The 11,766-nt window shown below is 54.2% G+C and carries 20 protein-coding genes; all 20 read left to right on the top strand.

Annotation, left to right across the window (positions count from 1 at the left end; translation table 11 throughout):
* The first annotated feature begins 88 nt into the window (after positions 1 to 88).
* The 20 genes from rpsL to rpsH all read left to right on the top strand — a co-directional run bounded on the left by rpsL (position 89) and on the right by rpsH (position 11,762).
* Positions 89 to 460, top strand: a complete 372-nt coding sequence (rpsL, locus tag RYB09_RS10600) for a 30S ribosomal protein S12 (RefSeq protein WP_316888239.1) — start codon at positions 89 to 91, stop codon at positions 458 to 460.
* 122 nt (positions 461 to 582) lie between these two features.
* Positions 583 to 1,053 carry a 30S ribosomal protein S7 gene (rpsG, locus tag RYB09_RS10595; protein ID WP_002555493.1) on the top strand — a complete coding sequence of 157 codons (471 nt, stop codon included), beginning with the start codon at positions 583 to 585 and terminating at the stop codon, positions 1,051 to 1,053.
* Between the two features lie 30 nt (positions 1,054 to 1,083).
* Positions 1,084 to 3,189, top strand: coding sequence for an elongation factor G (fusA, locus tag RYB09_RS10590; protein WP_004666356.1), 2,106 nt, complete (start codon positions 1,084 to 1,086; stop codon positions 3,187 to 3,189).
* 31 nt (positions 3,190 to 3,220) lie between these two features.
* Complete coding sequence (gene tuf, locus RYB09_RS10585) at positions 3,221 to 4,414, top strand: elongation factor Tu (protein ID WP_003369027.1); 1,194 nt, start codon at positions 3,221 to 3,223, stop codon at positions 4,412 to 4,414.
* A gap of 141 nt (positions 4,415 to 4,555) precedes the next feature.
* Positions 4,556 to 4,867 (top strand): 30S ribosomal protein S10, encoded by a 312-nt coding sequence (gene rpsJ, locus RYB09_RS10580; protein WP_002555491.1) that lies wholly within the window; start codon positions 4,556 to 4,558, stop codon positions 4,865 to 4,867.
* 81 nt (positions 4,868 to 4,948) lie between these two features.
* On the top strand, positions 4,949 to 5,584 hold the full coding sequence (gene rplC / locus RYB09_RS10575) for a 50S ribosomal protein L3 (protein ID WP_002555490.1): 636 nt from the start codon (positions 4,949 to 4,951) through the stop codon (positions 5,582 to 5,584).
* 12 nt (positions 5,585 to 5,596) lie between these two features.
* Entirely contained in the window at positions 5,597 to 6,199 is a 603-nt protein-coding gene (gene rplD, locus RYB09_RS10570; protein ID WP_002555489.1) for a 50S ribosomal protein L4, read from the top strand.
* The gene (rplW, locus tag RYB09_RS10565) at positions 6,196 to 6,495 is read left to right on the top strand and encodes a 50S ribosomal protein L23 (protein ID WP_002555488.1); all 300 of its coding nucleotides are present in this window, start codon (positions 6,196 to 6,198) and stop codon (positions 6,493 to 6,495) included. Before rplD ends, rplW begins: the two co-directional genes overlap by 4 nt.
* 14 nt (positions 6,496 to 6,509) lie before the next feature.
* Entirely contained in the window at positions 6,510 to 7,334 is an 825-nt protein-coding gene (gene rplB, locus RYB09_RS10560; RefSeq protein ID WP_003317104.1) for a 50S ribosomal protein L2, read from the top strand.
* A 16-nt stretch (positions 7,335 to 7,350) separates the two neighbouring features.
* Positions 7,351 to 7,626 carry a 30S ribosomal protein S19 gene (gene rpsS / locus RYB09_RS10555; RefSeq protein WP_002555486.1) on the top strand — a complete coding sequence of 92 codons (276 nt, stop codon included), beginning with the start codon at positions 7,351 to 7,353 and terminating at the stop codon, positions 7,624 to 7,626.
* Between the two features lie 13 nt (positions 7,627 to 7,639).
* Complete coding sequence (gene rplV, locus RYB09_RS10550; RefSeq protein WP_002555485.1) at positions 7,640 to 7,972, top strand: 50S ribosomal protein L22; 333 nt, start codon at positions 7,640 to 7,642, stop codon at positions 7,970 to 7,972.
* Positions 7,973 to 7,985: 13 nt separating this feature from the next.
* Positions 7,986 to 8,672, top strand: coding sequence for a 30S ribosomal protein S3 (gene rpsC, locus RYB09_RS10545; RefSeq protein WP_003176422.1), 687 nt, complete (start codon positions 7,986 to 7,988; stop codon positions 8,670 to 8,672).
* A gap of 12 nt (positions 8,673 to 8,684) precedes the next feature.
* Positions 8,685 to 9,098: a 50S ribosomal protein L16 gene (gene rplP / locus RYB09_RS10540; protein WP_002555482.1), complete on the top strand. Its 414-nt coding sequence runs from the start codon at positions 8,685 to 8,687 to the stop codon at positions 9,096 to 9,098.
* Positions 9,098 to 9,289 carry a 50S ribosomal protein L29 gene (rpmC, locus tag RYB09_RS10535; RefSeq protein ID WP_002555481.1) on the top strand — a complete coding sequence of 64 codons (192 nt, stop codon included), beginning with the start codon at positions 9,098 to 9,100 and terminating at the stop codon, positions 9,287 to 9,289. The genes rplP and rpmC overlap by 1 nt, the downstream gene beginning before the upstream one ends.
* Before the next feature lie 2 nt (positions 9,290 to 9,291).
* Positions 9,292 to 9,558 carry a 30S ribosomal protein S17 gene (rpsQ, locus tag RYB09_RS10530; protein ID WP_002555480.1) on the top strand — a complete coding sequence of 89 codons (267 nt, stop codon included), beginning with the start codon at positions 9,292 to 9,294 and terminating at the stop codon, positions 9,556 to 9,558.
* Positions 9,559 to 9,581: 23 nt separating this feature from the next.
* Positions 9,582 to 9,950 (top strand): 50S ribosomal protein L14, encoded by a 369-nt coding sequence (rplN, locus tag RYB09_RS10525; protein WP_002555479.1) that lies wholly within the window; start codon positions 9,582 to 9,584, stop codon positions 9,948 to 9,950.
* 11 nt (positions 9,951 to 9,961) lie between these two features.
* Complete coding sequence (gene rplX, locus RYB09_RS10520) at positions 9,962 to 10,276, top strand: 50S ribosomal protein L24 (RefSeq protein ID WP_002555478.1); 315 nt, start codon at positions 9,962 to 9,964, stop codon at positions 10,274 to 10,276.
* A gap of 20 nt (positions 10,277 to 10,296) precedes the next feature.
* Positions 10,297 to 10,836, top strand: coding sequence for a 50S ribosomal protein L5 (rplE, locus tag RYB09_RS10515; RefSeq protein WP_002555477.1), 540 nt, complete (start codon positions 10,297 to 10,299; stop codon positions 10,834 to 10,836).
* A gap of 13 nt (positions 10,837 to 10,849) precedes the next feature.
* Positions 10,850 to 11,155, top strand: a complete 306-nt coding sequence (rpsN, locus tag RYB09_RS10510) for a 30S ribosomal protein S14 (protein ID WP_002555476.1) — start codon at positions 10,850 to 10,852, stop codon at positions 11,153 to 11,155.
* Positions 11,156 to 11,369: 214 nt separating this feature from the next.
* Entirely contained in the window at positions 11,370 to 11,762 is a 393-nt protein-coding gene (gene rpsH, locus RYB09_RS10505; RefSeq protein ID WP_058402689.1) for a 30S ribosomal protein S8, read from the top strand.
* Positions 11,763 to 11,766: the final 4 nt, after the last annotated feature.

The following is an 11,766-nucleotide window of genomic DNA, read 5'->3' as shown; positions in this document are numbered from 1 at the left end:
TGTACCCCTAAATTTGGCGGGGCTTGTGCCCTGTCATTTGCTTTTCTTGTAAGACAATAGCGTCGCAAGACAACAGTGGAGCTAGTAGATGGCAACTATCAACCAGCTGGTACGTCAGCCGCGTAAGCGTATCGTCGAGAAATCCGACGTGCCTGCGCTGCAGAACTGCCCGCAACGTCGCGGTGTGTGCACTCGTGTGTATACCACCACGCCGAAAAAACCTAACTCGGCATTGCGTAAAGTCTGCCGTGTGCGCCTGACCAACGGTTTCGAGGTTTCCTCGTACATCGGTGGTGAAGCGCACAACCAGCAAGAGCACAGCGTGGTACTGATCCGTGGCGGTCGTGTAAAAGACTTGCCAGGTGTTCGTTATCACACCGTTCGTGGTTCTCTGGATACTTCCGGCGTTAAAGGCCGTAACCAGGGTCGCTCGAAATACGGTACCAAGAAGCCTAAGTAGTTTTTGGCTTCTGTGTGAAATTGCAGATTTCTATTTTTCTGAGTCGATAAGAGTAAGGTCGGGCGCATCCCTTGCAGGATGGTGGTCCCGAGCTAACCTGAAGACCGTTTGAGGGCTTATCCATGCCAAGAAGACGCGTAGCAGCCAAGCGCGAAGTGCTTGACGATCCAAAATACGGCAGCCAGATCCTGGCCAAGTTCATGAACCACGTTATGGAAAGCGGCAAGAAAGCCGTTGCCGAGCGTATCGTTTATGGCGCGCTGGAAAAGGTTAAAGAACGCAAGAACAGCGACCCCCTGGAAATCTTCGAGAAAGCTCTCGACGCCATCGCTCCGCTGGTCGAAGTAAAGTCGCGCCGTGTAGGCGGTGCCACTTACCAGGTTCCTGTCGAAGTTCGTCCGTCCCGTCGTAATGCTCTGGCAATGCGTTGGCTGGTAGACTTCGCGCGCAAGCGCGGTGAGAAGTCAATGGCGCTGCGTTTGGCTGGCGAACTGCTGGACGCCGCCGAAGGTAAAGGTGCTGCGGTCAAGAAGCGTGAAGACGTGCACCGTATGGCTGAGGCCAACAAGGCTTTCTCGCACTACCGCTTCTAATTTCAGCGTCACTAATTTTGCGAGGGCTTTATGGCTCGTACTACTCCGATTGGCCGCTACCGTAACATTGGTATCGTTGCTCACGTGGATGCTGGTAAAACCACCACCACCGAGCGCGTCCTTTTTTACACCGGCAAAAGCCACAAAATGGGCGAGGTGCATGACGGCGCCGCGACCACGGACTGGATGGTTCAGGAGCAGGAGCGTGGTATTACCATTACTTCTGCTGCTATTACTGCCTTCTGGCAGGGTTCCGAGAAGCAACACAAAGACCAATACCGTTTCAACGTTATTGACACCCCGGGCCACGTTGACTTCACCATTGAAGTTGAGCGTTCCCTGCGTGTACTCGACGGCGCGGTCGTTGTGTTCTGTGGCACTTCCGGCGTAGAGCCGCAGTCCGAAACCGTATGGCGTCAGGCCAACAAGTACGGTGTTCCACGTATCGTTTACGTGAACAAGATGGACCGTGCTGGTGCAAACTTTCTGCGCGTAATCGCTCAGATCAAGCAGCGCCTGGGTCACACCCCGGTACCGATCCAGTTGGCCATTGGTGCCGAAGACAACTTCCAGGGTCAGATCGATCTGATGTCCATGGAAGCTGTTTACTGGAACGATGCCGACAAGGGTATGGTTCCACGTCGTGAGCCTATCCCTGCCGAGCTGCAGGAACTGGCTGATGAGTGGCGCAGCAACATGGTTGAGGCTGCTGCCGAAGCCAGCGAAGAGCTGATGAACAAATACCTCGAAGGTGAAGAGCTCACCAACGAGGAAATCAAGGCCGCTCTGCGTCAGCGTACTATCGCTGGTGAGATCGTTCTTGCTGTTTGCGGTTCTTCCTTCAAGAACAAGGGCGTTCCCTTGGTTCTCGACGCCGTGATCGACTACCTGCCGGCTCCGACCGACATTCCAGCTATCAAGGGTTCCGATCCTGATAACGAAGAAGTCCTGATGGAGCGTCATGCAGACGACAACGAGCCGTTCTCGGCTTTGGCGTTCAAGATCGCTACCGACCCATTCGTGGGTACCTTGACTTTCGTCCGCGTTTACTCGGGCGTGTTGGCATCCGGCGACGGCGTGATCAACTCGGTGAAAGGCAAGAAAGAGCGTGTGGGTCGTATGGTGCAAATGCACGCAAACGCCCGCGAAGAAATCAAGGAAGTTCGCGCTGGTGACATCGCGGCCTTGATCGGCATGAAGGACGTCACCACTGGTGAGACCTTGTGCAACGCTGACAAGCCAATCATCCTGGTTCGCATGGACTTCCCGGAGCCGGTTATTTCGGTTGCCGTTGAGCCAAAAACCAAGGATGACCAGGAAAAAATGGGTATCGCTCTGGGCAAACTTGCTCAGGAAGACCCTTCTTTCCGCGTCAAGACTGATGAAGAGACTGGTCAAACGATCATCTCTGGCATGGGCGAGCTGCACCTGGACATCCTGGTTGACCGGATGCGCCGTGAGTTCAACGTCGAAGCCAACATCGGCAAGCCTCAGGTTTCCTATCGTGAGCGCATCACGAAGAATTGTGAAATCGAAGGCAAGTTCGTTCGTCAATCCGGCGGTCGTGGCCAGTTCGGTCACTGCTGGATCCGTTTTGCACCTGCTGACGAAGGTCAGGAAGGTCTGCAATTCGTAAACGAAGTGGTAGGTGGTGTTGTTCCCAAGGAATACATCCCGGCTATCCAGAAGGGTATCGAAGAGCAGATGAAGAACGGCGTTGTTGCCGGCTATCCGCTGATCGGCCTGAAGGCTACCGTGTTTGATGGTTCCTACCATGACGTCGACTCGAACGAGATGGCGTTTAAGGTGGCTGCTTCCATGGCGACCAAGCAACTGGCCCAGAAGGGCGGTGGTGAGTTGCTTGAGCCGATCATGGCGGTAGAGGTTGTTACGCCTGAAGACTATATGGGTGACGTGATGGGCGACCTTAACCGCCGTCGCGGCATGATCTTGGGTATGGAAGATACGGTTTCCGGCAAAGTAATTCGTGCCGAGGTTCCGTTGGGTGAGATGTTCGGTTATGCGACCGACGTTCGCTCCATGTCTCAGGGTCGCGCAAGCTACTCTATGGAATTCAAAAAATACAATACAGCTCCGTCGCACATCGTCGAAACTGTAACCAAAAAACAAGGCTGATTCAGCGCCTTTAGGCTAGGAGTTATTTGTCGTGGCTAAAGAAAAATTTGATCGTTCCCTCCCGCACGTCAACGTTGGCACCATTGGTCACGTTGACCACGGTAAAACCACGCTGACCGCTGCTCTGACTCGCGTCTGCTCCGAAGTTTTCGGTTCGGCTGCTGTTGAATTCGACAAGATCGACAGCGCACCTGAAGAGAAAGCTCGTGGTATTACCATCAATACCGCGCACGTCGAATACAAATCGTTGATCCGTCACTACGCTCACGTTGACTGCCCAGGTCACGCTGACTACGTGAAGAACATGATCACCGGTGCTGCCCAGATGGACGGCGCTATTCTGGTTTGTTCGGCCGCTGATGGTCCGATGCCACAAACCCGTGAGCACATCCTGCTGTCCCGTCAGGTTGGCGTTCCGTACATCGTGGTTTTCCTGAACAAGGCTGACCTGGTAGACGACGCTGAGCTGCTGGAACTGGTTGAGATGGAAGTGCGCGATCTGCTGAGCACTTACGACTTCCCAGGCGACGACACTCCGATCATCATCGGTTCTGCTCGTATGGCTCTGGAAGGTAAAGACGACAACGAAATGGGCACCACTGCCGTTCGTAAACTGGTTGAAACACTGGACTCCTACATTCCAGAACCAGTTCGTCTGACCGACAAGCCGTTCCTGATGCCAATCGAAGACGTGTTCTCGATCTCCGGTCGCGGTACTGTTGTGACTGGTCGTATTGAGCGCGGTATCGTTAAGGTTCAGGATCCACTGGAAATCGTTGGTCTGCGTGACACTACCGTCACCACCTGCACCGGTGTTGAAATGTTCCGTAAGTTGCTCGACGAAGGTCGTGCTGGCGAGAACTGCGGCGTTCTGCTGCGTGGTACCAAGCGTGACGACGTTGAGCGTGGTCAGGTTCTGGTCAAGCCAGGTACCGTCAAGCCGCACACTCAGTTCGAAGCTGAAATCTACGTTCTGAGCAAAGAAGAAGGCGGTCGTCACACTCCGTTCTTCAAAGGCTACCGTCCACAGTTCTACTTCCGTACTACCGACGTAACTGGTAGCTGCGAACTGCCGGAAGGCGTAGAAATGGTTATGCCAGGTGATAACGTTAAAGTTTCCGTTACCCTGATCAAGCCAATCGCAATGGAAGATGGTCTGCGTTTCGCAATCCGTGAAGGCGGTCGTACCGTCGGCGCTGGCGTCGTGGCCAAAATCATCGCGTAAGCGTTGATTCCCAAAAAGAGCCCCCGCAACGCGGGGGCTTTTTTATTGGGTTGACACCTAGTGAGGTCGTCTATAGAATTGCGCCTCCTTTTAACGGGCGTATTGCGCTCGGTGGGAACAGCAATCTGGAGTCTGAATCCAATGCAAAACCAGCAAATCCGTATCAGGTTGAAGGCTTTTGACCATCGCCTGATCGACCAATCAACCCAGGAAATCGTGGAAACCGCGAAACGTACTGGTGCACAGGTGCGTGGTCCGATTCCACTGCCGACTCGTAAAGAGCGGTTCACCGTTCTGGTTTCTCCGCACGTCAACAAAGACGCGCGCGACCAGTATGAGATCCGTACTCACAAGCGTGTTCTGGACATTGTTCAGCCAACGGAAAAAACCGTTGATGCGCTTATGAAGCTTGATCTTGCGGCCGGTGTGGAAGTTCAGATCAGCCTCGGCTAAGACTTGGGTCTTAGTCGTGTAACGCTCTGAAATGGGCGGCCATAGCGGGTGAAAGCCCCGTACACTCATGAGGTTTACAACATGACTATTGGTGTAGTCGGTCGTAAATGCGGTATGACCCGTATTTTCACCGAAGAAGGTGTCTCCATTCCGGTCACGGTCATTGAGATCGAGCCGAATCGCGTCACTCAGTTCAAAACCGAAGAAACCGATGGCTATCGTGCAGTGCAAGTCACTGTCGGCGAGCGTCGCGCTTCGCGTGTTACAGCCGCTCAGGCTGGCCACTTCGCCAAGGCGAACGTTGCCGCCGGTCGTACTGTCATGGAATTCCGTCTTGAAGAAGGCGACTACCAGGCTGGCGATCAGATCAACGCTGAAATCTTCGCCGCTGGTCAACTGGTCGATGTAACCGGTCAGTCCAAGGGTAAAGGCTTCCAGGGTACGATCAAGCGTTGGAATTTCCGTGGTCAAGACAATACCCACGGTAACTCCGTCTCCCACCGCGTCCCAGGCTCTATCGGCCAGTGCCAGACTCCTGGTCGTGTATTCAAGGGCAAAAAAATGTCCGGTCATATGGGCGCTGAGCGCGTGACCGTGCAGTCCCTGGAAGTAGTGCGCGTGGACGCTGAACGCAATCTGTTGTTGGTCAAGGGTGCTGTTCCTGGCGCTACTGGCGGCAACCTGGTTGTACGTCCGGCAGCCAAGGCTCGCGGTTAAGGGGAAGCTGACATGCAATTAAATGTAAATGACGCTCAGGCAATCGAAGTTTCCGAACTGACATTTGGCGGCGAATTCAACGAGACGCTGGTTCACCAGGCAGTCGTGGCCTACATGGCTGGCGGTCGTCAGGGTAGCAAGCAGCAAAAGACCCGTTCCGACGTTCGTGGTGGCGGTAAGCGCCCTTGGCGTCAGAAAGGTACTGGCCGTGCTCGTGCCGGTACTATCCGTAGCCCAATCTGGCGTGGCGGCGGTACCACTTTCGCAGCTCGTCCTCAGGATCACACTCAGAAGCTCAACAAGAAGATGTATCGCGCTGCTCTGCGCTCCATCCTTGCTGAACTGGTTCGTACTGATCGTTTGGTCGTGGTTCAGGACTTCGCTGTTGAAGCACCGAAAACCAAAGATTTGCTGAACAAGCTGACTGGCATGGGCCTGACTGACGTCCTGATCGTGTCTGACGCTGTTGACCAGAATCTGTACCTGGCTGCTCGTAACCTGCCGCACGTTGATGTACGTGACGTTCAAGGTTCCGATCCAGTTAGTCTGATCGCATACGACAAAGTGTTGATCACTGTGTCGGCCGTGAAGAAATTCGAGGAGCTGCTGGGATGAACCAGGAACGCGTATTTAAAGTTCTGCTTGGCCCGCACGTTTCCGAGAAGGCTACGGTTCTTGCAGACAAAAAAGGTCAGTTCGTTTTCAAGGTTGCTACTGACGCAACCAAGCTGGAAATCAAGAAGGCCGTCGAAAGCCTGTTCAGCGTGAAAGTAGAGCGTGTTACTACCCTGAATGTTCTGGGTAAGAGCAAGCGCACTGCTCGCGGTCTGGGCAAGCGTAATGACTGGAAGAAGGCAGTTATCTCCCTTCAGCCAGGCCAAGATCTCGATTTCAGCAGCAGTGCTGAGTAAGGAAGGGGTGCATCATGGCAATCGTTAAATGCAAACCGACTTCCCCTGGCCGCCGTTTTGTGGTCAAGGTGGTCAACCAGGAGCTGCATAAAGGCGCTCCTCACGCACCGCTGCTCGAGAAAAAATCGAAGTCTGGTGGTCGTAACAACAATGGTCGTATTACTACCCGTCATATCGGTGGTGGCCATAAGCAGCATTATCGTCTGGTCGACTTCCGTCGCAACGACAAGGATGGCATCGCTGCCACCGTCGAGCGTATCGAATACGATCCAAACCGTACTGCTCACATTGCTCTGCTGCTTTACGCAGACGGCGAGCGCCGCTACATCATCGCCCCTAAAGGCGTGAGTGCTGGCGACCAGCTGATTGCAGGTGCTCTGGCACCAATCAAGCCGGGCAACGCTCTTCAACTGCGCAACATTCCAGTTGGTAGCACCGTACACGGCATCGAACTGAAGCCAGGTAAAGGCGCACAGATCGCTCGTTCCGCTGGTGCCTCGGCACAGCTGATCGCTCGTGAAGGCGTGTACGTTACCCTGCGTCTTCGCTCCGGTGAAATGCGTAAAGTACTGTCTGAGTGCCGTGCAACGCTGGGTGAAGTCTCGAACTCCGAGCACAGCCTTCGTTCGCTGGGTAAAGCGGGTGCCAAACGCTGGCGTGGCGTTCGCCCAACCGTTCGTGGTGTTGCCATGAACCCGGTTGACCACCCACATGGTGGTGGTGAAGGTCGTACCTCTGGTGGTCGTCATCCGGTATCGCCGTGGGGCTTCCCGACTAAGGGCGCGAAGACTCGTGGTAATAAGCGTACCGACAAAATGATCGTCCGTCGTCGCAAGTAAATAGAGGGATACGACAGTGCCACGTTCTCTGAAAAAAGGTCCTTTTATTGATCTTCACCTACTGAAGAAGATCGAAGTGGCGGCGGAAAAGAACGATCGCAAACCAGTTAAAACCTGGTCGCGTCGTTCGATGATCCTGCCACAAATGGTCGGTCTGACCATTGCAGTGCATAACGGTCGTCAACATGTCCCAGTTCTCGTGAACGAAGACATGGTCGGCCATAAACTAGGCGAGTTTGCCGGTACCCGCACATATCGTGGGCACGTGGCAGACAAGAAAGCCAAGCGTTAAGGGGTAAGGAACGATGGAAGTAGCCGCTAAGTTGTCGGGCGCTCGAATCTCCGCCCAGAAAGCCCGCTTGGTCGCCGACCAGATCCGCGGGAAGAAGGTGGGCGAAGCGCTCAACCTGTTGGCTTTCAGCAGTAAGAAAGCCGCCGAGATCCTGAAGAAAGTGCTGGAGTCGGCTGTAGCCAACGCCGAGCATAACGAAGGCGCAGACGTTGATGACCTTAAGGTCTCCACCGTTTTCGTCAACGAAGGGCGTTCGCTGAAGCGCATCATGCCACGTGCTAAAGGCCGTGCTGATCGCATCGTCAAGCGGTCTTGCCATATCACTGTCAAGGTTGCTGACAAGTAACGGAGTCGAAGAGATGGGTCAGAAAGTACATCCCATTGGCATTCGCCTGGGAATCGTCAAGGAGCACACCTCCGTCTGGTACGCAGACGGTCGGACTTATGCGGACTATTTGTTCGCTGATCTGAAAGTGCGTGAGTACCTCCAAGACAAATTAAAAAGCGCGTCCGTCAGCCGTATCGATATCCATCGTCCGGCTCAGACAGCACGTATCACCATCCACACCGCTCGTCCAGGTATCGTTATCGGGAAGAAAGGTGAAGATGTTGAGAAACTGCGTCAGGACCTGACCAAGCAAATGGGTGTGCCTGTGCACATCAATATCGAAGAGATCCGTAAGCCGGAGCTCGACGGTATGCTGGTTGCGCAGAGCGTAGCTCAGCAGCTGGAGCGTCGCGTAATGTTCCGTCGCGCTATGAAGCGCGCTGTTCAGAACGCCATGCGCATTGGTGCCAAAGGCATCAAAATCCAAGTGAGCGGTCGTCTCGGCGGTGCTGAAATCGCACGTACTGAATGGTATCGCGAAGGTCGTGTGCCACTGCACACCCTGCGTGCCGACATCGACTATGCCAACTACGAAGCTCACACCACTTACGGTGTGATCGGTGTAAAGGTTTGGATCTTCAAAGGCGAAGTAATTGGTGGTCGCCAAGAAGAACTGAAACCACAAGCACCAGCGCCTCGTAAAAAAGCTGCTAAGTAAGGGGTACGCCAAATGTTGCAACCAAAGCGTACGAAGTTCCGCAAGCAGATGACCGGCCACAACCGTGGTCTGGCACTGCGCGGTAGCAAAGTCAGCTTCGGCGAGTTCGCGCTGAAGTCTGTTGCTCGTGGTCGTCTCACCGCTCGTCAGATCGAGTCAGCGCGTCGTGCTCTGACCCGTCACGTTAAACGTGGCGGCAAGATCTGGATCCGTGTGTTCCCGGACAAGCCTGTAACCAAAAAGCCACTCGAAGTTCGGATGGGTAAAGGTAAGGGTAACGTGGAGTACTGGGTTGCCCAGATTCAGCCAGGCAAAGTCCTGTATGAAATCGAGGGTGTTACTGAAGAGCTGGCGCGTGAGGCTTTCGCCCTGGCTGCTGCAAAGCTGCCGCTCGCCACCTCCTTTGTTAAGCGGACGGTGATGTGATGAAAGCGAATGAACTTCGTGAAAAATCAGCACAGCAGCTGAACGAGCAACTGCTCGGCCTGCTGCGCGACCAGTTCAATCTGCGTATGCAGAAAGCAACTGGCCAGTTGGGGCAGTCTCATCTGCTCTCGCAAGTTAAGCGTGACATCGCTCGCGTGAAAACTGTGCTCAACCAGCAGGCAGGTAAGTAATCATGGCTGAAGCCGAAAAAACTGTCCGTACGCTGACTGGCCGTGTTGTCAGCGACAAGATGGACAAGACCATCACCGTTCTGATCGAGCGTCGCGTAAAGCACCCGATCTACGGTAAATACGTTAAGCGTTCGACTAAGCTGCACGCGCACGACGAAACCAACCAATGCCATATCGGCGACAAGGTCACGATTCGTGAAACTCGTCCGGTAGCCAAGACCAAGTCTTGGGCGTTGGTTGATATCCTCGAACGCGCTGTGGAAGTCTAAGGGCTAGGGGTCGGAGAAATTATATGATTCAGACTCAATCCATGCTCGATGTGGCCGATAACAGCGGCGCACGCCGCGTTATGTGCATCAAGGTGCTGGGTGGCTCCCATCGTCGTTACGCTGGTATCGGTGACATCATCAAAGTGACCGTCAAGGAAGCAATTCCGCGCGGTAAGGTGAAAAAAGGCCAAGTGATGACTGCAGTTGTAGTCCGCACTCGCCACGGTGTTCGTCGTGCAGACGGCTCCATCATCCGCTTTGACGGCAACGCTGCTGTTCTGTTGAACAACAAGCAAGAGCCGATCGGTACCCGTATCTTTGGGCCAGTGACCCGTGAACTTCGTACTGAGAAGTTCATGAAGATCGTCTCGCTCGCCCCTGAAGTGCTTTAAGGAGATCCGACATGCAAAAGATTCGTCGTGACGACGAGATCATCGTGATCGCCGGCAAAGACAAAGGTAAGCGCGGTAAGGTGCTCAAGGTTCTCGCTGACGACCGTCTGGTCGTTGGTGGGATCAACCTGGTGAAGCGTCATACCAAGCCAAACCCGATGTCGGGCGTACAGGGCGGTATCGTCGAGAAAGAAGCGCCACTGCACGCTTCCAACGTCGCCATTTTCAACGGCGCAACCAACAAGGCTGACCGCGTTGGTTTCAAAGTTGAAGACGGCAAGAAAATTCGTGTCTTCAAGTCGACCCAAAAAGCGGTTGATGCTTGAACACTGCTAGGTAGAAGACCATGGCACGACTAAAAGAGATTTACCGGAAGGAAATCGCTCCGAAACTTAAGGAAGAACTTAAGCTTTCGAACGTGATGGAAGTTCCGCGCGTTACCAAAATCACCCTGAACATGGGTCTGGGCGAAGCGATCGGCGACAAAAAAGTCATCGAGCACGCTGTTGCTGACCTGGAAAAGATCACCGGTCAAAAAGTCGTTGTGACTTACGCTCGGAAATCCATCGCTGGCTTTAAAGTCCGCGAAGGTTGGCCGATCGGCGTCAAAGTGACTCTGCGCCGCGATCGTATGTATGAATTCCTGGATCGTCTGCTGTCGATCTCCCTGCCTCGGGTTCGCGACTTCCGCGGCCTGAATGCCAAGTCCTTCGATGGTCGTGGTAACTACAGCATGGGCGTAAAAGAGCAGATCATTTTCCCGGAAATCGACTACGACAAGATCGATGCTCTCCGCGGTCTGGACATTACCCTGACCACCACTGCCAAGAACGATGATGAAGGCCGCGCATTGCTGCGTGCTTTCAAATTCCCGTTCCGCAACTGATTGGAGTAGGAAAATGGCCAAGAAGAGCATGAAAAACCGTGAGCTGAAGCGTCAGCTCACCGTTGCCAAGTACGCCAAGAAGCGTGCAGAGCTGAAAGCTATCATCGTTGATCTGAACGCAAGTCCAGAAGCACGTTGGGAAGCGACCGTAGCCCTGCAGAAGCAACCACGTGACGCAAGCGCTGCGCGCATGCGTAACCGTTGCCGCATCACTGGTCGTCCGCACGGCGTTTACCGCAAGTTCGGCCTTGGCCGTAACAAGCTGCGTGAAGCAGCTATGCGTGGCGACGTTCCAGGTCTGGTTAAAGCCAGCTGGTAAGGCGACACCTCTCGCGTCCTCCCGCCGGCTACGCAAGTCACCGGTCGGGATGGCGCCTGAATTTGAATCAAGCCCCTTTTGGGGCTTGATTCATTTCCGGCGTAGGACTAGAATTGCCGGCTCGCCTGAGCCCGTGTTTTTACTTGCCCGGAAGTTCTCTGCGATCAAGCTGTAGCCGCAAGGCTAATTATTTTGTTTTAGGAGCGTCTAGCCCATGAGTATGCAGGACCCGTTAGCGGACATGCTAACTCGTATCCGTAATGCCCAGATGGCTGAAAAGCCCGTCGTAAGCATGCCATCTTCCACGTTGAAGGTTGCTGTAGCAAAAGTCCTGAAGGACGAAGGCTACATTGCGGGTTATCAGATCAGCAGCGAAGTTAAATCCTTGCTGTCCATCGAGCTTAAGTACTTCGAAGGCCGTCCGGTCATCGAAGAGGTTAAGCGCGTCAGCCGCCCAGGCTTGCGTCAGTACAAGTCCTCCGATGATCTGCCGAAAGTTCGTGGCGGTCTTGGTGTGTCTATCGTCTCCACCAGTAAAGGTGTGATGACGGATCGTGCTGCGCGCGCTGCCGGTGTCGGTGGCGAAGTGCTTTGCACTGTGTTCTAAGGGG

Origin of the sequence: Pseudomonas syringae group sp. J254-4 (assembly GCF_032586855.1) — a bacterium.
Lineage (GTDB): Bacteria > Pseudomonadota > Gammaproteobacteria > Pseudomonadales > Pseudomonadaceae > Aquipseudomonas > Aquipseudomonas amygdali.
This window is presented reverse-complemented; position numbering and strand designations above follow the sequence as displayed.

Coding starts and splice junctions, on each gene's coding strand:
- rpsQ (WP_002555480.1), top strand. CDS start 9,292: ATGGCTGAAGCCGAAAAAACTGTCCGTACGCTGACTGGCCGTGTTGTC.
- fusA (WP_004666356.1), top strand. CDS start 1,084: ATGGCTCGTACTACTCCGATTGGCCGCTACCGTAACATTGGTATCGTT.
- rpsJ (WP_002555491.1), top strand. CDS start 4,556: ATGCAAAACCAGCAAATCCGTATCAGGTTGAAGGCTTTTGACCATCGC.
- rpmC (WP_002555481.1), top strand. CDS start 9,098: ATGAAAGCGAATGAACTTCGTGAAAAATCAGCACAGCAGCTGAACGAG.
- rplB (WP_003317104.1), top strand. CDS start 6,510: ATGGCAATCGTTAAATGCAAACCGACTTCCCCTGGCCGCCGTTTTGTG.
- rplX (WP_002555478.1), top strand. CDS start 9,962: ATGCAAAAGATTCGTCGTGACGACGAGATCATCGTGATCGCCGGCAAA.
- rplN (WP_002555479.1), top strand. CDS start 9,582: ATGATTCAGACTCAATCCATGCTCGATGTGGCCGATAACAGCGGCGCA.
- rpsN (WP_002555476.1), top strand. CDS start 10,850: ATGGCCAAGAAGAGCATGAAAAACCGTGAGCTGAAGCGTCAGCTCACC.
- rplD (WP_002555489.1), top strand. CDS start 5,597: ATGCAATTAAATGTAAATGACGCTCAGGCAATCGAAGTTTCCGAACTG.
- rplP (WP_002555482.1), top strand. CDS start 8,685: ATGTTGCAACCAAAGCGTACGAAGTTCCGCAAGCAGATGACCGGCCAC.
- rpsG (WP_002555493.1), top strand. CDS start 583: ATGCCAAGAAGACGCGTAGCAGCCAAGCGCGAAGTGCTTGACGATCCA.
- rplW (WP_002555488.1), top strand. CDS start 6,196: ATGAACCAGGAACGCGTATTTAAAGTTCTGCTTGGCCCGCACGTTTCC.
- rplE (WP_002555477.1), top strand. CDS start 10,297: ATGGCACGACTAAAAGAGATTTACCGGAAGGAAATCGCTCCGAAACTT.
- rpsH (WP_058402689.1), top strand. CDS start 11,370: ATGAGTATGCAGGACCCGTTAGCGGACATGCTAACTCGTATCCGTAAT.
- rpsL (WP_316888239.1), top strand. CDS start 89: ATGGCAACTATCAACCAGCTGGTACGTCAGCCGCGTAAGCGTATCGTC.
- rplV (WP_002555485.1), top strand. CDS start 7,640: ATGGAAGTAGCCGCTAAGTTGTCGGGCGCTCGAATCTCCGCCCAGAAA.
- rplC (WP_002555490.1), top strand. CDS start 4,949: ATGACTATTGGTGTAGTCGGTCGTAAATGCGGTATGACCCGTATTTTC.
- rpsC (WP_003176422.1), top strand. CDS start 7,986: ATGGGTCAGAAAGTACATCCCATTGGCATTCGCCTGGGAATCGTCAAG.